We start from the raw sequence: 25,454 nt of genomic DNA on the forward strand, positions 1-25,454 counted from the left end.
ACAGATACCGGGGCGCAGCAAAAAGAAAGGTGCGCCGCTCCCGAAGGAACGACGCACCGAAGGAAGCGCGGCGCGATCAGTTCGCCGCCGGCGCTGTCATCGACTGCAACTGCTCGATCACGCCAGGCTCAACGAAGACGCAAGCCTGCTCGTCCGCGATCGGCACGTTGAACACCTGCGCGAACACCGTGCGCCGCAGATGGGCCAGCCGGCCCGTCCGGTATGCCTGTTCGGGCTTCATGCGCCCGCCGGCCTGCGAGCCGCTGCGCTGCGGATCGCATTCGACCAGCGCGACAAAGCCATCGTCGGACAGCTTCTGATGCTCGGGGCACAGGCCCCAGCCGGTCGCCGTATGGCGCTCCATGCTCGCGCGCAGGCGCTTGTCCAGCAGAATGGCGCCGGTATCGAACGCCGTGCCGCAGACCAGGCAAACGTGCTGTTCGAGGGAAACGTGTGATTTGTCGTTCATGACGGTTCTCCGGTTGCAAGGGCGGAATTGCCCGGAACCGTCGCCCTCACGGCGCAGCGCAGCAGTCAGGGGTCGCAGACGGCCGCTAGGACGCAAGCGCGCATTGCGCGCGCAGCCCTTGCACGGCGAGAACGCCGTGATACGGTGAAGGGACACAGCAAGACCGCCCCCTCACACCACCCCACACACGCGGGGTTTTCGGCAAGCGGAGCGCAGGCCCGTCAGGGCCGAAGGCGTCAGGGATCAAAGCCGAATGGCCGCGATTCGGCACGAAGCGCGGGGCGCAGCCCGCGAGCCCGACGGCGGCACGCCGGGACGCCATGTCGATGCCTGCTGACGCCCGTCTACGCTCAGGTACGCCCACGCGGGTTTTCTGTTTGGCGTCCAACTCGCACACTTAGCCAGACACCCGGCCATGGAGCTTTCGCACGAATGGTCGCGTCGTGAGCGGAGGTCAACATGGGCAATCCGAGCCAGTGGGTACTCATCAAGCGCTTCGCCGAAATCACCGGCTATAGCGAGAACGCCGTGCGGCACAAGATCAAGGGCGGCATCTGGATCGAGGGCCGCATCTGGCGGAAGGCCCCTGACGGACGAATTTTCGTGAACCTGGGCGAGTTCGAGCGCTGGGTCGAGAGCGATGCACTTGCCCACTCCTTCTAGCCCCTTCGGCAAGACGACGGCCATGATGGCGATCCAAGAAAATGGTTATGCACTCATTGAGCGTATAATCTGCCCGCGTAGTTCCCTCCCGGCCGCACCTGCGGATCGGGCTTTCGCTACCGGCGCCATGAACGCCCCAAAACCTCACGACCCTACACCCGACGCCATCCGCAAAGCCCGCCTCGCCGTGGGGCTCACGCAGACAGAAGCCGCGCACACCGTGCGCGCTTCCCTGCGTGGGTGGCAGCAATGGGAGGCCGGCGATCGAGCCATGCCACCCGGCCTGTTTGAGCTGTTCATGCTCAAGACCGGCCAGTGGCCCCTCGATGGCATCACGGAAGGGCAACCTGTGAGGTAAACCATGGCAAAGGCAGCAGCAACCAGCACGGGGTTTCCCGGCGTCGAAGTGCGCGGCAACTCGATCCGCGTCTTTTTCATGTACAAGCGTGATAGGCATGCCCATACGCTTCCCCTAGAGCCGACCCGCAACAACATCAAGCATGCCGACCAGTTGCGCAGCGCGGCACTGTTCGCGTTGAGGAACGGCACCTACAACGAGGCCGACTTCTTCCCGCATTCACGCTCTGCCGCGAGCTTGCCCCTTGGCGGCAAGCGTGTGGGCGAACTGTGCGACCGCTACAAGCCGCTGAAGGCGGTGGACATCACACCGGAAACACAATCGCGCTACGAAGTCGCTCTCGACATCTGCGTGGACACGCTCGGCCGCACGCGCATGGTCGATGCCCTGCTCCCCGAGGACATCCAGAAGCTGCGCGTGGACCTGATCGCCACGCGGGCCGTGTCCACGGTAAACCACTATCTGGCGACGTTCTCCGGCTTCCTCTACTGGTGCGAGAACAACCACTACTGCGGCGAACTCGGCAAGCATTGCGTGCGCTTCACCAAGAGCATCAAAGATCCTGACCCGCTGACTTACGAAGAGTACCTGGCGCTCATCGAGAAGGGATGCTTGCATCCCATCGACAAGGCCGCCGTGACGGTGGCGGTCTATACCGGGCTTCGGCCGGGCGAGCTGTGCGCCTTGGCCGTGGAGGACGTGGCACCGGATTTCAGTCATATCAAGGTGCGCCGTTCGGTAACGCAGTCGGTGACGTTCAAAGTGCCCAAGACGAAGAAGGAGCGCACCGTGCTGCTGCAGCCGCCGGCGCGCGAGGCACTGAAGGTGCTGGTCGCCGATGCGGAGCAGCGCGAGACGGCCGACCTGACCGTATGGCTCAATCGGCATGAATCGCGCATCGACCACGTGCGTGTGCTCCTGTCGCCGAAGACGCAGGCACGCAAGGCGGTCGTGAACGACTACTTCGTGCCAAGCGCCTGGAACACTAAGTGGGGCAACCTCATCCGGCGCGCGGAGATTCGTGCACGGCCGGCCTATCAGACTCGCCACACCTTCGCCTGCTGGAACCTGACGGCCCGGGGCAACCTGGCCTTCATCGCCAACCAGATGGGGCACAAGGACTACTCGATGCTGGTGACGGTCTACGGACGATGGATAGACACGGAGTCCTCCAGGGAACTTGAGCGCATCTGGGAGGGCATGCAAAACATGGCTCGGATTACACCAAAATTACACCAAGAAGCGATTGAGGAGTCCGTAAGTTGTTGATTTCAAATGATAAATTAGACTTCTCTACGCACACGCCCATGATGCAGCAGTACCTGGCCCTCAAGGCCGGGCACCCGGACACGCTGCTGTTCTACCGCATGGGCGACTTCTACGAGATGTTCTACGCCGATGCGGAAAAGGCCGCGCGGCTGCTGGACATCACGCTCACGCAGCGCGGCCAGTCGGCCGGCGAGCCGGTGATCATGGCCGGCGTGCCCTTCCATTCGGTGGAGAGCTACCTGGCGCGCCTGATCAAGCTGGGCGAGTCGGTCGCCATCTGTGAGCAGGTGGGCGACGTCGCCACGGCCAAGGGGCCGGTCGAACGCAAGGTGGTGCGGGTGGTCACGCCGGGCACGCTGACCGATTCGGAACTGCTGTCGGACAAGACCGAGGCGCTCGTGATGGCGGTGCACCCCGGTGCGCGCACCGGCCTGGGTCTGGCCTGGCTGTCGGTGACCCAAGGCATTGTGTTTCTCGCCCAGTGCGCCAGCGACGAGCTGGCCGACTGGATCGCGCGCGTCGGGCCTGGCGAGGTCCTGTACAGCGCCGAGGTGACACCCACGTTCGAGAAGTCGCTGCAGCAGATCGGCGCCCAACCCCTGCCCAGCGGACAACGCTGCGTGGCGGTGGTGCGGCCGGCCTGGGCGTTTGACGCCGGCCTGGGCGAGCGCAAGCTGCTGGAGCAACTGCAGGCCGCCAGCCTGGGCGCCTGGGATGCGCAGGACCTCAAGGACGCGCACGCCGCGGCGGCGGCGCTGCTGTCCTACGCCGAACACACCCAGGGCCGCGCGCTCACCCACATCAGGAGCCTGCAGGTCGCCCGCAGCGGCGAGCTGATCGACCTGCCGGTCAATACGCGGCGCAACCTTGAACTCACCCACACCCTGCGCGGCGAGACCAGCCCGACGCTGTTCTCGCTGCTGGACACCTGCCACACCGGCATGGGCAGCCGCGCGCTGCGCCACTGGCTGCTGGAGCCGCGCCGCGAGCGCACCCAGGCCCGCGAACGGCTGGCCGCCATCGGCCTGCTGCGTGGTGGTCTGTGGCAGACGCTGCGCAGTGAACTCAAGGGATCGAGCGATGTCGAGCGCATAACCGCCCGCACCGCGCTGCGCCAGGTGCGTCCGCGCGAGCTGGTGGGTCTGACGGCCACACTGGCCCGCGCGCAGCAACTCGCGCGCGCACTGGCCGCAGGCCTGGGTGCCACGCCGCCCGCTCTGTTGCAGCGCATCGCCGCCGATCTGACGCCCCCCCCTGGCTGCGCCGAGCGGCTGGCCCAGGCCATCGCGTCCGAACCCGCCGCGCTGGTGCGCGACGGTGGCGTGATCGCCGACGGCTTCGACCCCGAACTCGACGAGTTGCGCGCCATACAGACCAACTGCGACGGTTTCCTGATCGACCTGGAAACCCGCGAGCGCGCGCGCACCGGCATCGCCAACCTGCGCGTGCAGTTCAACAAGGTGCACGGCTTCTACATCGAGGTGACCGCCAGTGGCCTCGACCGTGTGCCCGACGACTACCGCCGGCGCCAGACGCTCAAGAACGCCGAGCGCTTCATCACCCCCGAGCTCAAGGCCTTCGAGGACAAGGCGCTGTCGGCGCAGGACCGTGCGCTGGCGCGCGAGAAGTACCTGTACGAGTTGCTGCTCGACGACATGCAGGCCTGGGTCGACCCGCTCACCAGACTGGCCCGCGCCATGGCCGCGCTGGACGCGCTGTGCGCGCTGGCCGAACGCTCGCTCACGCTGAACTGGAACGAGCCGACGTTCGCGCCCGAGCCGTGCATCGAGATCCGTGGCGGCCGCCACCCGGTCGTTGAAGCACGACTGAACGAAACCACCGGTGGCGGTTTCATCGCCAACGACACCGTGCTGGGCAGCAAGCAGCGCATGCAGGTCATCACCGGCCCCAACATGGGCGGCAAGAGCACCTACATGCGCCAGGTCGCCGTCATCGTGCTGCTGGCGTCAATGGGCAGCTACGTACCCGCCGCGAGCTGCCGCCTGGGCCCGATCGACGCCATCCACACCCGCATCGGCGCCGCCGACGACCTGGCCAACGCACAGTCGACTTTCATGGTGGAGATGACCGAGGCGGCCCAGATCCTGCATGCCGCAACCCCGGAAAGCCTGGTGCTGATGGACGAGATCGGCCGCGGCACCTCGACCTTCGATGGCCTCGCACTGGCCGGGGGCATCGCCGCCCATTTGCATGACAAGGCACGCTGTTTTACCCTGTTCGCCACCCACTACTTCGAGCTGACCGAGTTCCCGGCCAGCCACCACGGTGCCATGAATGTGCATGTGAGCGCGGTCGAAGGCGGTGGCAAGGGCGGCATCGTGTTCCTGCACCAGATCGAACCCGGTCCGGCCAGCCGCAGCTACGGCATCCAGGTCGCACGTCTGGCCGGCGTGCCTGGTGCGGTGGTGCAGCACGCGAAACACGCGCTGGCCGCGCTGGAAGCCCACAGCGAGAGCAGCCGCGTGCAGGTCGACCTGTTCGCGCCACCGCCCGCGCCGCCCGAACCCGAAACACCTCCGGTGCTGGCCGCCCTGGCCGCCATCGACCCCGATGCGCTGAGTCCGCGCGAAGCGCTCGACCAGCTCTACGCCCTCAAGAAACTCGCCACGAAACCATGACTTACTGCGTCGCCGTCAAACTCAAGGCCGGCCTGGTCTTCCTCTCCGATTCGCGCACCAACGCGGGCCTGGACCAGATCAGCACCTTCCGGAAAATGATCGTCTACGAGAAGCCGGGCGACCGCTTCATGTGCCTGCTCTCGGCCGGCAACCTGAGCATCTCGCAGTCGGTGCGCGAGATCCTGCAGATCGAGCAGATCGGCGACCACCACGGCGGCGAACCGATCACGATCTGGAACGCCAGGAGCATGTTCGACGCGGCGCGCGTGCTGGGCTCGGCCGTGCGCCATGTGTTCCACCGCGACGGCGAGGCGCTCAAGCGCGCCGGCGTGGATTTCAACGTCTCCATGATCTTCGGTGGCCAGATCGGCGGCGAAGGCATGCGCCTGTTCCAGGTCTATTCGGCCGGCAACTTCATCGAGGCCACGCCCGAGACGCCGTTCTTCCAGATCGGCGAATCCAAATACGGCAAACCAGTGCTCGACCGGGTGATCACCCCCGACACCCCGCTGGACGAGGCCGCCAAGTGCGCGCTCGTATCCATGGACAGCACGCTCAAGTCCAACCTCTCGGTCGGGCTGCCGCTGGACATGGTGGTCTACGAGGCCGACACGCTGCAGACCGACAAGATCACCTGCATCGACGAGAACAACCCCTACTTCCGCATGGTGCGCAGCACCTGGGGCCAGAAGCTGCGGGAAGTGTTCGACGCCATCGAGCACCCGACGTGGGATGGTGCTCCGACCAGCGTGCCGCTGATGGGCTGCACCACGCGCAGCCAGCCACTCAAGAAGATCACGAACCCCGGGGAGAAACTCATCTAACCCTCGCGCCGCCTGCGGCGTCACCCCCTTTCAGGGGGCGGCACTGGTCGTCCGGCAAAGCCGGCCCGACGGTGCCCCTGGTCGGACCATCCCTTTTCTCATCCTCCCGTGTCTTTGATCGTCTTCTCCCACGCCAACAGCTTCCCGGCCAGCACCTACGGTGTCCTGTTCAAATCGCTGAGGGCCCGTGGGCATGCGGTGCGCGCGGTGGAGAAGTTCGGGCACGACCCGACATACCCGGTCACCAGCAACTGGCCGCACCTGGTGCAGCAGCTGGCCGATTTCGCCGGGCCGGAGATCGAAAAACACGGCCGGCCGGCCTGGCTGGTCGGGCACTCGCTGGGCGGCTTCCTGAGCATCATGTGCGCCGCGCGCCACCCCAGGCTGGGCGGCCACGGTGTGCAGGGTGTGCTGCTGATCGACTCCCCGGTGCTCGGCGGCTGGCGGGCGCGGGCGCTGGAACTGGCCAAGCGCACCCAGCTGGTGGGGTCGATCTCGCCCGGCAAGATCAGCCGCATCCGCCGCCACAGCTGGCCCGACGCGGCGGCCGCCTTTGACCACTTCGCTCGCAAAAAGGCCTTCGCCGCCTGGGAACCCCAGGTGCTGCGCGACTACATCGAGCACGGCACGCTGGACGCCTCGACGCCCCAGGGGCCGCGCCGGGTGCTGGCGTTCGACCGCGACATTGAAACCGCGATCTACAACACCCTGCCGCACAACCTCGACCGCCTGCTGCGGCGCCACCCGCTCAGCTGCCCCGTGGGCTTCCTCGGAGGACACGACTCGCAGGAGATGAAGCAGGTCGGCATGGCGATGACGCGCAAGCTGTTGGGGCCCCACCCCGACCGCCTGCGCATGCTGCCGGGCAGCCACCTCTTCCCCATGGAGCGCCCGCACGAAACCGCAGCGGCGATCGACGCCTGTCTGCAAGCACTGAAAAATCCGGGTATTTCCAGCGCTTGACCGCAGACGCCGGGGGTATGCTGCGGCCAGCACCATGAGCGCTGCGCACATCCCCCGCACGGCTGCCGCCGGCCGTGCCTCCCCCGACTGGACCGAGCGCCCGGCGTGGCGGCGCTATGGGGTGGCGGTTCTCCTGACCCTGCTCGCGGTCTGGGCGCGCATGGCGCTGGCGCCGGCCGACTCCGGCGGGCGCTTCATCACCCCCGCGCTGGCGGTGGCGTTCTCGGCCCTGTACGGCGGGCTGGGCCCGGGACTGCTCAGCACCGCGCTGGGCATGGTGCTGGTCAATTTCTTCATGGTCCGGCCCTATGGGTCCTTCGCCTTCGAGAACCCGACCGAAGCCTTCTGGCTCAACACCTGGCACCTGATCACCCAGCTGGTGGTGGTGGGCGCCATCGCGATGATGCAGTCGCGCAACCGGCAGCTTCAGGAGGCGGGCCGGCAGATCCGCGACGGCCAGCAGCGCCTGCTGGACACCTTCGAGCAGGCCGCCTCGGGCATCAGCCACGTGGACCCCGGGGGCCGGCTGCTGCGGGCCAACCAGACCTTCTGCCGCATGGTCGGCTACAGCCCGGAGGAACTGGCCCAACTGAGCTTCCAGGACATCACGGTCCCGGAAGACATCGGCCCCGACATGCGCCTGCTCGAAGAGGCGCTGGCCGGCAAACGGTCGAGCTACTCGCTGGAAAAGCGCTACCGGCACAAGGACGGCCACACCGTGTGGGTCCAGCTCACCGTGGCGCTGGTGCGCACCCCTGAGGGCGCGCCGGACTACTTCATCTCGGTGGTGCAGGACCTCAGCCCGCAGAAGGCGGCGGAGGAGGCCTTGCGAACCAGCCAGAATCTGATGAACCAGGCCCAGAAGCTGGCCAACATCGGCGCCTGGCAGGCCGACCTTTCGACCGGCCGGATCGGCAGCATCACGCGAAGCGAGTCGTTCCTCTCGTTTCCGTCCAACGAATACGGGATCCATGACATGCTGGCCATGATCCACCCGGACGACCGCCTGAGCGTGCAGACCCTGTGGCCACGGGCCATCAAGGGCGAAGCGTCCTACGAGATCGAATACCGCGTGGTGCTGGACGGCCGCGAGTACTGGCACTCGGTGAAAGCGGAGTTCGAGCGCGACGGGCAGGGCCGTGCCGTGCGCGCGCTGGGCGTGACGCAGGACATCACCGAACGCAAGCGCATCGAGCTTGAGTTCCAGCACCTGAACGCGACGCTGGAGCAGCGCATCCGCGACCGCACGCGTGCGCTGCGGGACGCCTACGACGAGCTGGAAAGCTACTCGTACGCGGTGGCGCACGATCTGCGCTCGCCGCTGCGCATCATCAACGGCTTCGCCCAGGCCCTGCGCGAGAACAACCCGGCCCTGGACGCCCCCAGCCAGGACCACCTGGGCCGCATCATGGGTGCGAGCAAGAAAATGGGCGAGCTGATCGACGGCCTGCTCAAGCTGTCGCAGTACGCCCGCGGCGAGGTGTTGCGCCAGAGCGTGAACCTGAGCGCCATCGCCACGCGCATCGTCGAGGAACTGTCGGTGGCCGAGCCGCAGCGCGTGGTCGCTTGGGAGATCGAGCCGGACCTGCTGGTCGAGGCCGATCCGGCGCTGATCGAGGCCCTGATGCAGAACCTGCTGAACAACGCCTGGAAGTACACCGCCGGCGTGGCGCAGGCCCGCATCCGTGTGTTCTCGCGCCAGCTGGACGGGGTGCGCGAGTACTGCGTGAGCGACAACGGTGCGGGCTTCGACATGGCGCGCGCCGGCAAGCTGTTCCAGCCCTTCCAGCGGCTGCACCAGCCGCACGAGTTCGCCGGACTGGGCATCGGCCTGGCCACGGCGCGCCGCATCGTGCAGCGCCACGGCGGTGTGCTGCGCGCCCAGAGCACTCCCGGGGAGGGCGCCGAGTTCAGCTTCACCCTGGCCTGCACGGGCAAGGACTGAGCGACCTGTCGCGGGGGCCTCTCAGGCGCTCCAGTCCACCCAGCCGAAGTGCGCGGTCAGCAGGATCAGCACGCCGAAGGCGATCCGGTACCAGGCGAAGGGCACGAAGCTGTGGCTGGCCACATAGCGCAGCAGCCAGCGGATGCAGACCCAGGCGCTCAGAAACGCGAACAGCAGCCCGACCGCAAACATCGGCACGTCGGCCACTGACAGCAGCGCGCGCTCCTTGTAGAGGCTGTAGGCACCGGCCCCCACCAGGATCGGGATGCCCAGGAAGAAGCTGAAGTCGGTGGCCACCTGGCGCGAGAGGCCGAACAGCATGCCGCCGATGATGGTCGAACCCGAGCGGCTGGTGCCCGGCACCAGGCCGAAGCACTGGGCCAGACCCACCTTGAGCGCGTCCAGCGGCGTCAGTTCGTCCAGCGACTGCACGCGCGCGGCCGAGGGCGGTCGGCGCTCGGCCCAGAGGATCACGAAGGCCCCGACGATGAAAGCCACCGCCACCACCGTGGGCGTGAACAGATGCTCCTTGATCGCCTTGCCCAGCAGCAGCCCCAGCACCACGGCGGGCATGCAGCCGATCACCACGTTGAGCGCGAAGCGCTGCGCCACCCGCTCCGACGGCAGGCCGACGATGGTGGCGCGGATGCGCTTCCAGAACACGATGATCACCGCGAAGATGGCACCGGTCTGGATCGCGATCTCGAACACCTTGGCGCGTTCGTCGTGAAAGTCCAGCAGGGTGCCGGCCAGGATCAGGTGGCCGGTGGATGAGATCGGAAGGAATTCGGTCAGCCCTTCCACCACGCCCATGAGGGCGGCCTTGATCAGCAGCATGAGGTCCATGGTGCGGCCCTCAGCGCGGCAAAGGGTCAAGGGTGAGCTGCAGGCCGCCGGGCACGACGCGCAGCGCGCCGGGCCGGTAGCCGCGGCCGGCCAGGGACTCCAGGTCTTCCTTCTTGAAGCGGTGCACCACCGCTTCGTTGAGCAGGTCCTCGGCCAGCAGGCCGCCCACCTTCTTCACCTGGGCGGCCTGAGCGGCGTTCAGGCCGTCCACGTCCAGCCGCTCGACCCGCGCCTGCGTCAGCCGCAGCGTGGTGTCCGAGGGTTCGAAGCGCAGGCCGTAGCTCAATTCCAGCTGGCCCTTGATGTCCGACTGGCCCGGCAGGGGCAGCGCGATCAGGTAGTTCACCAGGGTGCCGACCCGGTTCTCCTCTGGCCGCATGCGCAGCCGCGGCTGGTCCAGCGTGGTCTCCAGCAGGCCCAGGTAGCGCTGCTTGACCGGAAAACGGGTGGCGATGCGCTCGAGCAACTGGGCCTCGCTGATGTTCACCTGGCGCGGGCCGGTGGGCAGGGCGTTGCAGCCGGCCAGGGCCAGCAGCGTGAGCGAAGCGGCGGCCAGCCGGCGCCGGGAGATCTCGGGCAAAGACATGAAATCGGGATCCTCGAAGGCCGCCTCCCAGGGCGGAGGGCGATCGGGCGATTGTAGGAAGCCTGCATTTCGCTCCACCCCGGCGGCACTTCGCGAAGGTTTCCAGATGTTCCGTCCCGTGGCGGTGGCGGGCCACACGGGCGGCCGGCACAGTGTGTCCATTGCCACCCGACGGAGACCTCCATGCTGATCCAGTTGCTGATGAACCACCCCGAAGCAGGCGCCGAGATCCTGCGACCCCTGCTGACCATCACAGCCATCTTCCTGCTCAAGTACGGCGTGGGTGTCGAGCTGGCCATGCAGCCCGGCCTGCGCCTGGACCCGCTCTTTGCCCTCTCGATGGCCGCCGGCTACAGCGCCCTCACCGGCCTGTTCTCGGTACGGCCCGTGGCGCTCTGGCTCATGGCCGGTCGCCCGGACCGCGCGTTGAACGGCTGAGCCACCTTTCCCCAGCCCACTCTTTCATTCCACAGGAGCCTTTCATGAACACCACGCCGCACGCCCCCCTGACCGACGCCAACGACATCGATCGCCTCGCCCGCCGCCGCGTCGGCGCCCGCCTGGGCTGGTTCACCCACGCCACGGTCTACCTGCTGGTCATGGGCGGCCTGACCACACTGGCTCTTTGGCAGGGCCGCCAGCCGCCGGTGGCGGCTGCGCTGGGCTGGGGCCTGGGTCTGGCGATCCACGGGCTGCGGGTGTTCGTTGCTGGCAAAGGTTCTGCCTTGCGCGAACGTCTGGTGGACGCTGAACGCCAGCGCCTGACCGCCGGCCGCCGCGCATGACAGAATCGGCCCCGCTCTGCCAGCCACCGAATCAGCCATGAAATCCGCCGTCGCCCACCGCCTGTTCGGCTGGCTGCCTGCCGACGTGCGCGAACGCACGCTGCGGCGCTTGCTGGTGATCTGGGGATTCGCATTCGCCATCGGCCTCATCCTCTGGGGCATCGGGGCACGCAGCCACCCGCTGGACATCTCGCTGGTCTACAGCTACGCGATCAGCACCTCGATCTGGTTCTTCAGCGACCCGCTGCGCGTCGCGCTGCATGGCTGGCTGCGAACACCACCGCCGCACTACTGGGCGTCCAACCTGCGTGTGTTCGCCTACATGCTGGTCGCCGCGACACTGGGCTATGCCCTGGGCACCGCCATCGGCGACGCCTATGCCGGCCGCTCGACCTGGGACATGGTCAGCCAGTCGCCCAAACGGCTGTTCGGCATCTGGTTCTCGGGCATGGTGATCTCGGGCTTCTTCGTGATGGGCTTCTACCAGCGTGCCAAGGCCGAAGACTTGCGCCGCCAGGCCACCGAGGCGCGGCTGAAGCTGCTGGAAACCCAGCTCGAACCGCACATGCTGTTCAACACCCTGGCCAACCTGCGGGTGCTGATCCAGACCGACCCGCCGCGTGCCGTGGCCATGCTCGACCGCCTGGGCGACTACCTGCGCGCCACGCTGCGCGGCTCGCGCACCGACGCCGCCGCGGGCATCCACACCCTGGCCGACGAGTTCGCGCGGCTGGGCGACTACCTCGAACTGATGGCGGTGCGCATGGGACCGCGGCTGGCCTTCGGCTTCGATCTGCCGGCCGGGCTGCAGTCGCACCCGGTGCCGCCGCTGCTGCTGCAGCCGCTGGTGGAAAACGCCATCCGCCACGGGCTGGAGCCGCGCGTCGAAGGGGGCCGCATCGACGTGAGCGCCCGCCAGGAGGGCCAGACGCTGCGGCTGGAGATCACCGACACCGGCGTCGGCAAGCGGCCCTCCGCCGAACGCCCCGACACCGACGGTGGCTTCGGCCTGGCCCAGGTGCGCGAGCGCATGGCCAGCCTGCCCGGCGGCGCCGGTTCGGTGCAGGTGTCCAGCGAGCCGGGCCAGGGCACCACAGTCCGGCTCACCCTGCCACTGATTCGCAAAACCCCGTGACAACCGCCCTGATCGCCGAAGACGAACCGCTGCTGGCCGCGGCACTGCAGGCCGAGCTGGCGCGCGCCTGGCCGTCGCTGCGCATCGTGGCCCAGGTCGGCGATGGCGCGAGCGCGGTGCGCGAGGCACTCGCGCTGCGGCCGCAGGTGCTGTTTTTGGACATCCGCATGCCGGGCATGACCGGGCTGGAGGCCGCGGCCGAACTGGCCGAAGAGTGGCCGGACGACAGCCCCTTCCCCGCGCTGGTGTTCGTGACGGCCTACGACCAGTACGCGGTGCAGGCCTTCGAGGCGCAGGCGCTGGACTACGTGCTCAAGCCGGTGGTGCCCGAGCGGCTGGCCCGCACGGTGCAGCGGCTGCAGCAGCGGCTCGGTGAACCGGCCTCCGCGGCGCCGGTGGCGGCCGCGGACGACGCGGCGTTCGAGCGCCTGCGTGCCCTGCTTGCGGCGCCCGCCGCGCCCGCGCTGAAGGTGATCCAGGCCAGCGTCGGCACCACGATCCGCCTGGTGCCGGTGGACGAGGTGCTGGTGTTCGAGGCGGCCGACAAGTACGTGCGGGTGCTGACCGGCGAGGCCGAGCTGCTGATCCGCACGCCGCTGAAGGACCTGGTGCCGCAACTGGACCCCGAGGTGTTCTGGCAGGTGCACCGGGGCACCGTGGTGCGCGCCACCGCGATCCGCGCCGCGCACCGCGACGAGGCGGGCAAGCTGAGCCTGGAGGTGGCTGGCTTGAAGGAACGGGTGCCTGTCAGCCGGCTTTACGCGGGGCGTTTTCGGGCGATGTGACGTTTTCGCTCATCGACCTCGCGTCATGCGGGTGGTGAGGCCGGCGTTCTCCGGCTCACGCTCGCGGGCGACAGCCCTTGGTCCGCTCGCATGCTGTCGTCAACCAGATCGTTGGCACGCTTGCTCTGTGGTAACCGCGAATGGAGCCTGCGCCCGCCGACCTCACCGCCCGCATGCAAGGCGACCTGGACACTCGAAGAGAGAAATGGCCTTGTTTCTTCGCACGCCCACCCGTCAGCGGGGCTGGGACGTGGGGAGTCTGGGCGCAGGCTCCATTCGCGGTTGCCCACACGGCCGAGCACAGGCCCCGTGTCGACGAAGTAGAAGCGGCAAACAGGAACCGACGCCCGCGAGGTGAGCCGGAGAACGGGCACCCCACGTCCCAGCCCACCCAAAAACGCAGGCAAAAAAGATTCAGAAACTCCCAGTGAACTGGTACCGCGAAGCCGGATGCCACATGGCAGCCACAGATGCGACTTTGCCCATGGACCGCGTCTGCCGCCGCAGCACCAGGCACGGTTCACCGGGAGGCATCGCCAGCATGTCGGCCACAGCCTGCGGCGGATGCAGGGCCTCGATCACGAACGACACGCCCTGCAGCGGCGCCACCCGCATCAGATAGGCGTTGGGCGTCTGCGAGGTGAAGTCCTGCGTCAGGTAATCCGGCGCCACCTCCGGGTTCACATGCCGGTCCTCCACCTGGATCGGCTGGTCGTTCTCGAAGTGCACCACCACCGAATGGAACAGCGTGTGGCCGGGCGACACGCCGAACGCGCGCCCCAGCGCCTCGCCCGCCTTCACCCGCTCCAGCCGGTGCAGCTCGCTGCGGTGCCGGTGGCCACGCGCCGCGATCTCCTCGGCGATGTTGCGGATCTCCACCAGCGTGGCCTGGTACTTCTGCTGCGCCACATAGGTGCCCGAGCCCTGCACCCGCTCGACGATCTGCTCTTCGCTCAGCTCGCGGATGGCGCGGTTCACTGTCATGCGCGAGACGCCGAACTCGCGCGCCAGCGCCTCCTCGCCCGGGATCGCGTCGCCCTCTTTCCAGGTCCCGTCGTGGATGCGCGCCAGCACGTGGCGCTTGATGGTTTCGTAGGCGGGCAGCTTGTCGGACATAGGGTTATCCCGGGTTCGCCAGGCGATCAATGGTCTTGACAGGCCGGATTCTGGCCCATAAAGTTGTATATACATTTCAACCGGACAGACTTGAAAGTTGTCTGCCAGACCAGCCAGGAGACACCGCATGAACACCAGCGTCGCCGCCGCCAACGCCCCCAACCCCACCGCCGCCCTGCGCATGCTGGCCTACAGCAGCCTCGGGCTGGTGATGTTCTTCCTGCCAGTGGAGATCGCCGGCAAGTCCACCATCCTGTTCGACCACGCCGCCACCTGGCTGGCCACGCAGCAGCGGCCGCTGGCCATTGCCTTCGTGCTGGCGCTCATGGCCTGGGGCGCGGCCGCGCCCTTCGTCAAGGGCGGCTGGCGCTCCAGCACCACCGTCGCCGTGTTCAGCGTGCTCAAGGTGCTGGGCCTGGTGCTGGCGCTGATGTACCTCAGCGGCACCGGTCCGGCCGTGCTGTTCCAGAAGGACATGCTGCCCTTCCTGTTCGACAAGCTCGCGCTCACCGTGGGCCTGATCGTGCCGCTGGGCGCGGTCGCCCTGGCCTTTCTGGTCGGCTTCGGCCTGCTGGAGCTGGTGGGCGTGCTGATGCAGCCCGTCATGCGCCCCATCTGGCGCACGCCCGGCCACTCGGCCATCGACGCCGTGGCGTCTTTCGTAGGCAGCTACTCGGTGGGCCTGCTGATCACCAACCGCGTCTACCTCGAAGGCAAGTACACGGCCCGCGAGGCGGCCATCATCGCCACCGGCTTCTCCACCGTCTCGGCCGCCTTCATGATCATCGTGGCCAAGACGCTGAACCTGATGGACGCGTGGAACTTCTACTTCTGGTCCACCTTCGTCATCGCCTTCGCGGTCACCGCCGTCACCGCCTGGATTCCGCCGATCTCGCGCATGGACCACAGCGGCGGCATGAGCGATGCCCTGCCCGCCGGCCGCGGCCGCTGGCAGGCCGCCTGGGACGCCGGCATGCACCAGGCCCGCAGCGCACCGTCGATCGGGCGCGTGCTCGCCGAGAACCTGCGCGACGGCATCGCCATGGCCAGCGCCGTGGTGCCCACCATCCTGGCCGTGGGCCTGATCGGCCTGCTGCTGGCGCGCTACACGCCGGTGTTCGACCTGCTGGGCCTGCTGCTCGTGCCCTTCGTCTGGATCGCCGGTCTGGCCGAACCCATGCTGACCGCCAAGGCGCTGGCCTCGGGCCTGGCCGAGATGTTCCTGCCCGCCATCCAGCTCAAGGGCGCCGACCCGGTGGTGCGCTACGTCGCCGCCGTGGTTTCGGTCAGCTCGGTGCTGTTCTTCTCCGGCTCGATCCCCTGCGTGCTGGCCACGCGCATCCCGCTGTCGCTGCGCCAGATGGTCGCCATCTGGTTTGTGCGCACCGTGCTCAGCCTGCTGATGGCCGCCGCCATCGGCCACATTGCCCTCGCCCAAGGCTGGATCGCCTGATCCCGCCACCTTTCAGGAGTCCAACATGTCCACCAACACCGATCCCCGCCTCGACCCCACCCGCGTCATCCGCGCCCCCCGCGGCAACACGCTGACCTGCAAGAACTGGATCGCCGAAGCGGCCTACCGCATGATCCAGAACAACCTCGACCCCGAGGTGGCCGAGAACCCTCAGCACCTGGTGGTGTACGGCGGCATCGGCCGCGCGGCGCGCGACTGGGCCTGCTTCGACCAGATCCTCGCTTCGCTGAAAGACCTGAACGAGGACGAGACCCTGCTGGTGCAGTCGGGCAAGCCGGTCGGCGTGTTCAAGACCCACGCCAACGCCCCGCGCGTGCTGCTGGCCAACAGCAACCTGGTGCCCAAGTGGGCGAACTGGGAACACTTCAATGAACTCGACCGCAAGGGCCTGTTCATGTACGGCCAGATGACCGCCGGCAGCTGGATCTACATCGGCAGCCAGGGCATCGTGCAAGGCACGTTTGAAACCTTCGTCGAGGCCGGCAAGCAGCACTATGGCAACGACCTCTCGGGCAGGTGGATCCTCACCGCCGGCCTGGGCGGCATGGGCGGCGCACAGCCGCTGGCCGCCACGCTGGCCGGTGCCTGCTCGCTCAACATCGAGTGCCAGCAGAGCAGCATCGACTTCCGCCTGCGCACGCGTTATGTGGACAAACAGGCGCGCGACATCGACCACGCGCTTGAACTCATCAAGGAACACACCGCGAAGAAAGAAGCCGTGTCCATCGCCCTGCTGGGCAACGCGGCCGAGGTGCTGCCCGAACTGGTGAAACGCGCGAAGGCCGGTGGCATCAAGCCCGACCTGGTGACCGACCAGACCTCGGCGCACGACCTCATCAACGGCTACCTGCCTGCGGGCTGGTCGGTGGAGCAGTGGAAGGCCGCGCAGCGCGACCCTTCTCAACACCAGCGGCTCACCGCTGAGGCCGCCCAGGGCTGCGCGGTGCACGTGCAGGCCATGCTGGACTTCCAGGCCATGGGCATCCCCACGGTGGACTATGGCAACAACATCCGCCAGGTGGCGTTCGACCAGGGCGTGAAGAACGCCTTCGACTTCCCCGGCTTCGTGCCGGCCTACATCCGCCCCATGTTCTGCGAGGGCAAGGGCCCGTTCCGCTGGGTGGCGCTGTCCGGCGACCCGGAGGACATCTACAAGACCGACGCCAAGATCAAGGAACTGTTCCCGGACAACAAGCACACGCACCGTTGGCTCGACATGGCGCGCGAGCGCATCGCCTTCCAGGGCCTGCCCGCGCGCATCTGCTGGCTGGGCCTGGGCGAGCGCCACCTGGCCGGTCTGGCCTTCAACGAGATGGTTCGCAACGGTGAACTCAAGGCGCCCATCGTCATCGGCCGCGACCACCTGGACACCGGCTCGGTCGCCAGCCCCAACCGCGAAACCGAGGCCATGAAGGACGGCACCGACGCCGTGAGCGACTGGCCGTTGCTCAACGCCTTGCTCAACACCGCGGGCGGCGCCAGCTGGGTGTCGCTGCACCACGGTGGCGGCGTCGGCATGGGCTACTCGCAGCACTCGGGCATGGTGATCGTGGCCGACGGTACCAACGCCGCCGCCGAGCGCCTGGCGCGCGTGCTGGTGAACGACTGCGGCTCGGGCGTGATGCGCCATGCGGATGCGGGCTACGAGCTGGCGATTGCGACCGCCAAAAAGCAAGGCTTGAAACTCCCCATGATCGGATGACACTTCCTGCCATGACACACACCCTCACCCTGAACCCCGGCCAGATGACCCTGGCCGACCTGCGCGCCGTCTGGCAGCAGCCCGTCACCGTCGCGCTGAACGGAGACGCCCGAGCCGCCATCGACGCCTCGGCCGCCGCCATCCACGCCATCGTCGCCAAGGGCGATGCGGCCTACGGCATCAACACCGGCTTTGGCAAGCTGGCCAAGACCCGCATCCCCGACGAGCAGCTGGAGCAGTTGCAGCGCAACCTGATCCTGTCGCACTCGGTCGGCACTGGCGAGCCCATGAGCGACGCCACCGTGCGTCTGGTGATGCTGATGAAGGCGGCCAGCCTGGCGCGCGGTTATTCGGGCGTGCGCCCGGTGGTCATCGACACCCTGCTGGCATTGCTGAATGCGGGCGTGGTGCCGGTGATCCCGGTCAAGGGCTCGGTGGGTGCCTCGGGCGACCTCGCGCCGCTGTCGCACATGACGCTGGCGCTGATGGGCGAAGGCCCGGTGCGCGTGAACGGCGAGATCCGCCCCGCCGCCGAGGCGCTGAAAGCCGCCGGCATCGCGCCGCTGACGCTGGCCGCCAAGGAGGGCCTGGCGCTCATCAACGGCACCCAGGTCTCGACCGCGCTCGCGCTGCACGGCCTGTTCATGGCGGAGCGCCTGCTCGAAGCCGGCACCGCCATCGGCGCGCTCTGCGTCGACGCCGCCAAGGGCAGCGACGCGCCGTTCGACCCGCGCATCCACGCCGCGCGCGGCCAGCCCGGCCAGATCGCGCAGGCCGCCGTCACGCGCGCGCTGCTGCAGGGCAGCGCCATCCGCCGCTCGCACCGCGACAACGACGAGCGCGTTCAGGACCCCTACAGCCTGCGCTGCCAGCCCCAGGTCATGGGCGCCTGCCGCGACCTGATCACCAACGCCGCGCGCACCCTGCTGACCGAAGCCAATGCCGTGACCGACAACCCGCTGGTGTTCACCGACACGAACGAGGTGCTGTCCGGTGGCAACTTCCACGCCGAGCCGGTCGCCTTCGCGGCCGACACGCTGGCGCTGGCCATCAGCGAGATCGGCGCCATCTCCGAACGCCGCATCGCGCTGCTGATCGACAGCACGCTCTCGGGCCTGCCGCCCTTCCTGGTGGACAACCCGGGCCTCAACAGCGGCTTCATGATCGCCCACGTCACGGCCGCCGCGCTCGCTTCGGAGAACAAGTCGCACGCCCACCCCGCCAGCGTCGACAGCCTGCCCACCAGCGCCAACCAGGAAGACCACGTGAGCATGGCCACCTACGCCGGCCGCCGCCTGGCCGAGATGGCCGACAACACCGCCACCATCCTCGGCATCGAGTGGCTGGCCGCTGCGCAGGGTGTGGACTTCCACCGCCCACTGGCCACCTCGCCGCGCCTGCAGGCCACGCAGGCCACGCTGCGCGCCCGCGTGCCGTTCTACGACCAGGACCGCCTGTTCGCGCCCGACATCGAGGCCGCGCGCAGCCTGGTGCTGCAAGGCCATGCCACCGACGGCAATGCCGACGCGCTGGCCGGCCTCTGGACGCATTGAGTGCCATGCAGCAGCTCAGCACCTGCGACGTCGCCCCCGTGCCCTGGCGCAACGGCGGCGGCCTCACGCGCGAGCTGCTGGCCTGGCCCTCGCCGCAGGCCTGGTGCTGCCGCCTCAGCGTGGCGGACATTGGCAGCGACGGTCCGTTTTCGGCCTTCCCCGGCGTGGTCCGCCACTTCGTGGTGCTCGACGGCGATGGTGTGGTGCTGGACTTCGCCGGCCGCAAGGTCGAGCAACGCCCCGGTGACGCGCCACTGGTGTTCGACGGCGCCACCGCCCCCGGCTGCCGCCTGCTGGGTGGCCCGGTGCGCGACCTCAACCTGATGTGCCGCGGCGGGCACGGCGCGCTGCGGCCCGTCGAGGGCGCCTGGCGGCCACCGCATCGGGGGCTCGCCGGCCTGTTCACCCGCGTGAGTGGTACCTGGCGCGCCGGCGCCGATGTGCTTGCGTTGCCCGCGCAGACCCTGCTCACCGCCGACCCCGTCGACGGCACGCCCTGGACCTTCGAACCCGATGCCCCCACCGCCCTGTCCGGCTGGTGGTTCAGCCACGCGCTCAGCCCCGAGGACACCCACTGATGAACACCCCCCAACTCTGGCGCAACGCCCGCCTCGCCACGCTGACCGGTGATGGCTGGGGCCTGGTCGACGACGGTGCCCTGCTCACCGAAGGCGAGCGCATCGCCTGGGCCGGCCCCCTGTCCGAACTGCCCGCCGCGGTCCGTGCGGCGCAGGACCACGACCTCGGCGGCCTGCTCGTTACGCCCGGCCTGGTCGACTGCCACACCCACCTGGTCTACGGCGGCCACCGCGCGGCCGAGGCGGAGATGCGGCTGAACGGTGCGAGCTATGAAGCCATCGCCCGCGCAGGCGGCGGCATCCGGTCCACCGTCGCCGCCACGCGCGCCGCCAGCGACGACGAGTTGTTCGCCAGCGCCGCCCGGCGCCTGCGGGCGCTGATGGCCGAAGGCGTGACCACGCTGGAAATCAAGTCGGGTTACGGCCTGTCGCTGGAGGCCGAGGCGCGCTGCCTGCGCGTGGCGCGCCAGCTCGGCAGCGACCGCCGCGTCGACGTGCGCACCACCTTCCTCGGCGCCCACGCCCTGCCGCCGGAGTTCGAGGGCCGAGCGGACGACTACATCACGGCCGTCTGCGAGTGGCTGCCGGCGCTGCACGCCCAGGGCCTGGTCGACGCGGTCGACGCCTTCTGCGAGCACATCGGCTTCACCCCGGCCCAGACCCGGCGCGTGTTCGAGGCCGCACGGGCGCTGGGCCTACCGGTGAAGCTGCACGCCGAACAGCTCTCCGACCAGGGCGGCGCCGCGCTCGCCGCCTCGTTCGGCGCACTCTCCTGCGACCACCTGGAACACCTGAGCAACGAGGGCATCGCGGCCATGAAGGCCGCCGGCAGCGTCGCCGTGCTGCTGCCGGGCGCCTTCTACATGCTGCGCGAAACCAGGCTGCCACCGATTGCCGCGCTGCGCGAGGCCGGCGTGCCGATGGCGGTGTCCACCGACCACAACCCCGGCACCTCGCCCGGCCTCTCGCTGCTGCTGGCGGCCCACATGGCCTGCACGTTCTTCCGGCTCACGCCACTCGAAGCCGTGCGCGGCATCACCGTGCAGGCCGCGCGGGCGCTCGGCCTGCACGACCGCGGCGTGCTCGCCGCCGGACTGCGCGCCGACTTCGTGGCCTGGGACCTCGACCACCCGAACGAACTGGCCTACTGGTTCGGCCACAACCCCTGCCGCCGCGCCGTGGTGGCGGGCACGGAGCGCATATGAACACACCTGACCAACCACCCTTCGTCTGGCAAGGCCGGACCGACACCGAAGAAGTGGGCGACAGCCGCCGCTGGCACCACGTGGTGCGACCCTTCGATGGTTCCTCGCAGGACGGCGTGGCCCTGATCGGCTTTGCGGTCGACGAGGGTGTGCGCCGCAACGGCGGCCGGCCCGGCGCCGCCGAAGGACCACGGGCCCTGCGCGGTGCGCTGGCCAACCTGCCGCTGCTGGGCGAACCCTCGCTGTGGGACGCGGGCGACGTGGACGGCCACAGCCAGTCCCTCGAAGACGCGCAGCAGGCGCTGGCCGCCCGCATCGCCGACGTCGTGGGCCAGGGCTGCCGCCCGCTGGTGCTGGGCGGTGGGCATGAGGTGGCCTGGGGCACGTTCCAGGGCATCGCGCGCGCGCACCCGGATCGGCAACGCGTGCTGATCGTCAACCTCGACGCGCATTTCGACCTGCGCATGGCAGCGCAGGGCAACTCGGGCACGCCCTTCCGCCAGATCGCCGACTGGTGCCAGGCCCAGGGCCGTCCGTTCGACTACCACGTGCTGGGCATCAGCCGCTTCGCCAACACGCAGGCGCTGTTCGACCGCGCCGCCGCGCTGGGCGTGCGCCACCGGCTGGATGAGCAGCTGCAGTCGGCCGAACAGCTGGCGCAGGCGCAGGCCGCGCTCGCCGACGACCTCGCGCGCTGCGACGGGGTGTATCTGACGGTCTGTCTGGATGTGTTACCGGCACCGTGGGCGCCCGGCGTGTCGGCCCCGGCCCCGCTGGGCCTGCCGCTGGCCCATGTGGAAGCGCTGGTGGACCAGGTGCTGGCCAGTGGCCGCGTGCTGGCGGCCGATCTGGCGGAACTCAACCCCTCGCTCGACGAGGGAGGGCGCACCGCACGCGTGGCCGCCCGGCTGGCGGCGCGCATCGCGCGCGGCTTCGCGGCCCGCTAGCGCCTCAGGAGGCTGCGGGCCGCGGCGAAGCTCAGTCGCGGTCCTTGTAATGACCACGGCCGTGGCCGCGACCATGGTCGTGCCAGTGCCCATGACCACGACCGCGGTCGTCCCAGCGGCCCGGACGGTCGCGCCAGTGGCCGTAGCCGCCGATCACCACCGGGCGGGGAGGCGCGTAGACCACCGGCGGGCCGTACACCACGGCCGGCGGGCGCTGGTAGTACACGGGGGCCGGCTGCACCACCACCGGCGGCGGCGCGTAGTAATAGGCGGGTGGCTGGTAGTAGGCGGGCGGCTGGTGCACCACGACCGGCGCGTTCGAGGCACCGATGCTGACGCCAGGGCTGTTCACGCCCACCGACCAGTACACGTCGCGCGCGTGCGCCTGGCTGGCGACGGTGGACAGCGCCCAGGCGCCGGCCACCAGGCTCACGGCGGCCAGGCCACGGGCCCAGGCCGAAGTGCGCTGCAGGCTGGGTGAAAGGGTGTTCATCGTGAGGTTCTCCATGTGGCGGGGCCTGGATTCGGACCCGGAGCCTGAATTACAGGCGGAATCCCGGTAACCTGCACCTCACGGTCGGTCAATCTCGTAGCCATTCGTAACAGCACCCTTGATTTTTCCCTCATGACTGCACGCCCTGAAGACATTCTCGATTTCTGGTTCGGCGACGGTCTTTCCGCGGGCTGGCCCGGCGACGACCGCAGCGCGCTGTGGTTCGGTGGCGGTCCCGCGCTGGACCAGCAGATCAGCGAGCGCTTCGGCAGCCTCGTCGAGCAGGCGCTGGACGGCCAGCTCCTGGAGTGGGAGAGCCGCCTCCTGGACCGGCTGGCGCTGGTCATCCTGCTGGACCAGTTCACCCGCAATGTGCACCGGGGCCAGGCACGCGCCTTCGCCGGCGACGGCCGGGCCCAGCGGCTGGTGCTGCAGAGCCTGGCGCTGGACCAGGACGCCGATCTGCCGCCCATCGGCCGGGTGTTCCTCTACATGCCGCTGATGCACGCGGAAAGCCCGGCGCTGCAGGACGAGTGCGTGCTCAAGTTCGAGGCCCTGGTGCGCCAGAGCCCGCCCGCGCTGCAGCAGAAGCTGCAGGGCAATCTCAAAGCCGCACGCGAACACGCCGACATCGTCCTGCGGTTCGGCCGCTTCCCCCACCGCAATGCGGTGCTGGGACGCAGCAGCACCCCCGAAGAAACCGAATTCCTCACCCACGGTCCACGCTTCGGCCAGTGACCCCACCCGCACCGCCATGCCACGGACCCTGGTCATCCATGCCCATCCGCGCGCGAGCGCTTCGCTCGTCACCGAGGCCCTGCGCCGCACGCTCGCATCCCAGCCGGACACGGCCGAGCGCCCGCTCTACCACCTCTACCCGGACTTCGACATCGACGTCGCGGCCGAGCGCGCCGCACTGAGTGAGGCCGATCTGGTGGTCTGGCTCTCGCCGGTCTACTGGTACAGCGTGCCGGCGCTGCTCAAGCACTGGTTCGACCAGGTGCTGGCCTACGGCTGGGCCTACGGGCCGGGCGGCGACGCGCTGCGTGGCAAGACCGCCTGGTGGGTCGCCAGCGCGGGCGGGCAGCTGGGTGACTACACCCCCGGCGGCGCACACGGCCGGCCGTTCGCCGACTACGTGCCCCCGGTCGAACACACCGCGCGCTTCTGCGGCATGCACTGGCTGCCGCCGCACGTGGTGCACGGCGGCCACAGCAACTCGCAGGCAGCCGTCAGCGCCGACTGCGGCGGCCTGCTGCAGCAGCTGGCCCAGCACCTGGCCGCCATCGAACACAGGGGAACCCCATGACCCAGGCCATCCTGTTCCTGCTGGCCGCGCTCATCTTCGTGCCGCTGGCGGTGCGCGCCGGGCTGGGCTCGGTGCTGGGCTACCTGGTGGCCGGCATGGCCATCGGCCCGGTCGGCCTGGCCCTGGTCAGCGACCCGACCGCCATCCTGCATGTCTCCGAACTCGGCGTGGTGCTGATGCTGTTCGTGATCGGGCTCGAGCTGGAGCCGCAGCGCCTCTGGGCCATGCGGCGCATCGTCTTTGGCGGCGGCGCGCTGCAGATGGCGGTGTGCGCCGCGCTGCTCATGCCGGTCGGCCTGCTGCTGGGCTGGACCTGGCAGGCCGCGCTGGTGGCCGCGCTGGCGATGGCGCTGTCGTCCACGGCGATCGCGGTGGCCATCCTGCAGGAGCGCAACCTGATGCCGCGCCCCGTGGGCCAGACCGGCTTTGCGATGCTGCTGTTCCAGGACATCGCGGCCATTCCGCTGCTGGCGCTGGCCGCCGTGCTGGGCAGCGCAGCCCCTGACGCCGGCGCGGGCCATGGCGCTGCGCACGGTGGGCCGCTGCTGCAGGTCGCCGCGGTGGTCGGCGTGGTGGTGCTCGGCCGTTATGTGGCCTACCCCGCCATGCGCTTCATCGCGCGGCTGCAGGTGCGCGAGCTGTTCACCGGCTTCGCGCTGCTGCTGGTGCTCGGCGTGGCCGCGCTGATGGAATACGTCGGACTCTCGATGGGCCTGGGCGCCTTCCTGGCCGGCGTGCTGCTGGCCAGTTCGGAATACCGCCATGCGCTGGAGAACGACATCCTGCCGTTCAAGGGCCTGCTGCTGGGCCTGTTCTTCATCGCGGTGGGCATGAGCATGCAGCTGGGCCTGCTGGTGAGCGCGCCGCTGCAGGTCATCGTGGGCCTGCTGCTGGTGGTGGCGCTCAAGGCGCTGGGACTGTGGCTGCTCGGTCCGGTGGTCAAGCTCACCGGTTCGCAGCGCTCCCTGCTGGCCATCGTGCTTTCGCAGGTGGGCGAGTTCGCCTTCGTGGTGCTGGCTGCGGCCAAGGCCTCGGCCGTACTGCCGCCCGACACCGCCGACCTGCTGACCCTGATCGCCGCGCTGTCGATGGTGACCACGCCGCTGCTGCTGATCGCCTTCGACCGGCTCGCGCGCCACGAGACCAGCGAGCGCCCGGCGGACACCATCGAAGACGCCGAGTCGCCGGTGCTGCTGGCGGGCTTCGGCCGCTATGGACAGATCGTCGCGCGCACGCTGCTGAGCGCCGGCATCAAGCCCACCGTGATCGACCACGACGCGGACACCGTCGACTCCGCGCGCCGCTTCGGCTTCAAGGTGCACTTCGGCGACGCCAGCCAGCCCGACCTGCTGCACGCGGCCGGCGTGGGCAAGGCCCGCGCCTTCGTGATCGCCATCGACGACGCCACGCAGGCCACGCGACTGGCGCACGAGCTGCACGCGTCGCACCCGGACCTGCCCATCATCGCCCGCGCCTACGACGCGGTGCACGAGATGGATCTGGAGGACGCCCACGTGCACCACGCGCAGCGCGAGATGCTGGAGAGTTCGCTGCGCAGCGCCCGTGTGACGCTGGAGCTGCTGGGCTTCGACCGCTTCCACGCGCGCCAGCTGGCCGACGATTTCCGCCGCCACACCGAGGGCGCGATCCGGCAGGCCCGGCTGGCACGTCAGCAGGACAACCGCGACGACCTCATCAAGCGCATGCGCGAGGCGCGCGAAGAGTTCGAACGGCAGATGCAGGACGACCTGGCGCGCCAGCGCCGGCACGCCCCCGCGCAGGGCTGGCACGCGCCGTCCGACTGATGGAA

25 protein-coding genes are annotated in these 25,454 nt (G+C 69.0%); 20 read left to right on the forward strand and 5 right to left on the reverse strand.

The genetic code is table 11. The annotated features are described in order from the left end of the window. Positions 1–76: 76 nt before the first annotated feature. The gene (locus RCO38_RS02290; protein ID WP_296337311.1) at positions 77–469 is read right to left on the reverse strand and encodes an ATPase; all 393 of its coding nucleotides are present in this window, start codon (positions 467–469) and stop codon (positions 77–79) included. Between the two features lie 459 nt (positions 470–928). On the opposite strand from RCO38_RS02290, the gene RCO38_RS02295 reads away from it, so the two are divergent. The 7 genes from RCO38_RS02295 to RCO38_RS02325 all read left to right on the forward strand — a co-directional run bounded on the left by RCO38_RS02295 (position 929) and on the right by RCO38_RS02325 (position 9,130). Next, positions 929–1,132 (forward strand): excisionase, encoded by a 204-nt coding sequence (locus RCO38_RS02295; RefSeq protein ID WP_291555203.1) that lies wholly within the window; start codon positions 929–931, stop codon positions 1,130–1,132. A gap of 127 nt (positions 1,133–1,259) precedes the next feature. Beyond that, positions 1,260–1,490: an XRE family transcriptional regulator gene (locus RCO38_RS02300; protein WP_291555214.1), complete on the forward strand. Its 231-nt coding sequence runs from the start codon at positions 1,260–1,262 to the stop codon at positions 1,488–1,490. 3 nt (positions 1,491–1,493) lie between these two features. Further along, a complete protein-coding gene (locus tag RCO38_RS02305) occupies positions 1,494–2,759 on the forward strand; it encodes a tyrosine-type recombinase/integrase (RefSeq protein ID WP_291555201.1) in 1,266 nt (421 codons plus the stop codon). 38 nt (positions 2,760–2,797) lie between these two features. After that, a complete protein-coding gene (gene mutS, locus RCO38_RS02310; protein ID WP_308326678.1) occupies positions 2,798–5,398 on the forward strand; it encodes a DNA mismatch repair protein MutS in 2,601 nt (866 codons plus the stop codon). Next, positions 5,395–6,222 carry a proteasome-type protease gene (locus RCO38_RS02315; protein ID WP_308326679.1) on the forward strand — a complete coding sequence of 276 codons (828 nt, stop codon included), beginning with the start codon at positions 5,395–5,397 and terminating at the stop codon, positions 6,220–6,222. Before mutS ends, RCO38_RS02315 begins: the two co-directional genes overlap by 4 nt. 108 nt (positions 6,223–6,330) lie before the next feature. Then, entirely contained in the window at positions 6,331–7,185 is an 855-nt protein-coding gene (locus tag RCO38_RS02320; RefSeq protein WP_308326680.1) for an alpha/beta hydrolase, read from the forward strand. 34 nt (positions 7,186–7,219) lie between these two features. Continuing rightward, a complete protein-coding gene (locus RCO38_RS02325) occupies positions 7,220–9,130 on the forward strand; it encodes a PAS domain S-box protein (protein WP_308326681.1) in 1,911 nt (636 codons plus the stop codon). A 21-nt stretch (positions 9,131–9,151) separates the two neighbouring features. On the opposite strand, the gene RCO38_RS02330 is transcribed toward RCO38_RS02325, so the two are convergent. Continuing rightward, positions 9,152–9,976: an undecaprenyl-diphosphate phosphatase gene (locus tag RCO38_RS02330; protein ID WP_308326682.1), complete on the reverse strand. Its 825-nt coding sequence runs from the start codon at positions 9,974–9,976 to the stop codon at positions 9,152–9,154. A gap of 10 nt (positions 9,977–9,986) precedes the next feature. Further along, positions 9,987–10,562 (reverse strand): hypothetical protein, encoded by a 576-nt coding sequence (locus RCO38_RS02335; protein WP_308326683.1) that lies wholly within the window; start codon positions 10,560–10,562, stop codon positions 9,987–9,989. A 183-nt stretch (positions 10,563–10,745) separates the two neighbouring features. Between RCO38_RS02335 and RCO38_RS02340 the strand changes: the two genes are divergently transcribed. From RCO38_RS02340 to RCO38_RS02355, 4 genes are read left to right on the forward strand one after another with little or no spacing between them, the layout of a single operon-like run. Further along, on the forward strand, positions 10,746–11,000 hold the full coding sequence (locus RCO38_RS02340; protein ID WP_308326684.1) for a DUF6622 family protein: 255 nt from the start codon (positions 10,746–10,748) through the stop codon (positions 10,998–11,000). A gap of 44 nt (positions 11,001–11,044) precedes the next feature. Next, positions 11,045–11,347, forward strand: coding sequence for a 2TM domain-containing protein (locus RCO38_RS02345; RefSeq protein WP_308326685.1), 303 nt, complete (start codon positions 11,045–11,047; stop codon positions 11,345–11,347). A 37-nt stretch (positions 11,348–11,384) separates the two neighbouring features. Beyond that, a complete protein-coding gene (locus tag RCO38_RS02350; protein ID WP_308326686.1) occupies positions 11,385–12,482 on the forward strand; it encodes a sensor histidine kinase in 1,098 nt (365 codons plus the stop codon). Beyond that, the gene (locus RCO38_RS02355; protein WP_308326687.1) at positions 12,479–13,267 is read left to right on the forward strand and encodes a LytR/AlgR family response regulator transcription factor; all 789 of its coding nucleotides are present in this window, start codon (positions 12,479–12,481) and stop codon (positions 13,265–13,267) included. The genes RCO38_RS02350 and RCO38_RS02355 overlap by 4 nt, the downstream gene beginning before the upstream one ends. Before the next feature lie 414 nt (positions 13,268–13,681). Here RCO38_RS02355 and hutC read toward each other — a convergent pair whose 3' ends face one another. Beyond that, positions 13,682–14,383, reverse strand: a complete 702-nt coding sequence (hutC, locus tag RCO38_RS02360; protein ID WP_308326688.1) for a histidine utilization repressor — start codon at positions 14,381–14,383, stop codon at positions 13,682–13,684. Between the two features lie 127 nt (positions 14,384–14,510). On the opposite strand from hutC, the gene RCO38_RS02365 reads away from it, so the two are divergent. The 6 genes from RCO38_RS02365 to hutG are packed head-to-tail and all read left to right on the forward strand — an operon-like array spanning position 14,511 to position 21,842. After that, entirely contained in the window at positions 14,511–15,836 is a 1,326-nt protein-coding gene (locus RCO38_RS02365) for a YjiH family protein (protein WP_308326689.1), read from the forward strand. Positions 15,837–15,861: 25 nt separating this feature from the next. Then, the gene (hutU, locus tag RCO38_RS02370; RefSeq protein WP_308326690.1) at positions 15,862–17,559 is read left to right on the forward strand and encodes a urocanate hydratase; all 1,698 of its coding nucleotides are present in this window, start codon (positions 15,862–15,864) and stop codon (positions 17,557–17,559) included. A gap of 11 nt (positions 17,560–17,570) precedes the next feature. Next, on the forward strand, positions 17,571–19,112 hold the full coding sequence (hutH, locus tag RCO38_RS02375) for a histidine ammonia-lyase (protein WP_308326691.1): 1,542 nt from the start codon (positions 17,571–17,573) through the stop codon (positions 19,110–19,112). A 5-nt stretch (positions 19,113–19,117) separates the two neighbouring features. Beyond that, positions 19,118–19,690, forward strand: a complete 573-nt coding sequence (locus tag RCO38_RS02380; RefSeq protein WP_308326692.1) for a HutD/Ves family protein — start codon at positions 19,118–19,120, stop codon at positions 19,688–19,690. Further along, positions 19,690–20,895 carry an imidazolonepropionase gene (gene hutI, locus RCO38_RS02385; RefSeq protein ID WP_308326693.1) on the forward strand — a complete coding sequence of 402 codons (1,206 nt, stop codon included), beginning with the start codon at positions 19,690–19,692 and terminating at the stop codon, positions 20,893–20,895. Before RCO38_RS02380 ends, hutI begins: the two co-directional genes overlap by 1 nt. Then, positions 20,892–21,842, forward strand: a complete 951-nt coding sequence (gene hutG, locus RCO38_RS02390; protein ID WP_308326694.1) for a formimidoylglutamase — start codon at positions 20,892–20,894, stop codon at positions 21,840–21,842. The genes hutI and hutG overlap by 4 nt, the downstream gene beginning before the upstream one ends. A gap of 31 nt (positions 21,843–21,873) precedes the next feature. Here the strand turns inward: hutG and RCO38_RS02395 are convergent, their stop codons facing one another. Then, positions 21,874–22,335, reverse strand: coding sequence for a hypothetical protein (locus tag RCO38_RS02395; protein WP_308326695.1), 462 nt, complete (start codon positions 22,333–22,335; stop codon positions 21,874–21,876). A gap of 132 nt (positions 22,336–22,467) precedes the next feature. Between RCO38_RS02395 and RCO38_RS02400 the strand changes: the two genes are divergently transcribed. The 3 genes from RCO38_RS02400 to RCO38_RS02410 are packed head-to-tail and all read left to right on the forward strand — an operon-like array spanning position 22,468 to position 25,449. Further along, complete coding sequence (locus tag RCO38_RS02400) at positions 22,468–23,073, forward strand: DUF924 family protein (protein ID WP_308326696.1); 606 nt, start codon at positions 22,468–22,470, stop codon at positions 23,071–23,073. A 16-nt stretch (positions 23,074–23,089) separates the two neighbouring features. Next, the gene (gene kefF, locus RCO38_RS02405) at positions 23,090–23,644 is read left to right on the forward strand and encodes a glutathione-regulated potassium-efflux system oxidoreductase KefF (RefSeq protein WP_308326697.1); all 555 of its coding nucleotides are present in this window, start codon (positions 23,090–23,092) and stop codon (positions 23,642–23,644) included. Beyond that, entirely contained in the window at positions 23,641–25,449 is a 1,809-nt protein-coding gene (locus tag RCO38_RS02410) for a monovalent cation:proton antiporter-2 (CPA2) family protein (RefSeq protein WP_308326698.1), read from the forward strand. The genes kefF and RCO38_RS02410 overlap by 4 nt, the downstream gene beginning before the upstream one ends. The last annotated feature ends 5 nt before the right edge of the window (positions 25,450–25,454 follow it).

It is taken from the genome of Hydrogenophaga pseudoflava, assembly GCF_031020795.1.
In the GTDB taxonomy this organism is placed as follows: domain Bacteria; phylum Pseudomonadota; class Gammaproteobacteria; order Burkholderiales; family Burkholderiaceae_C; genus Hydrogenophaga; species Hydrogenophaga pseudoflava_A.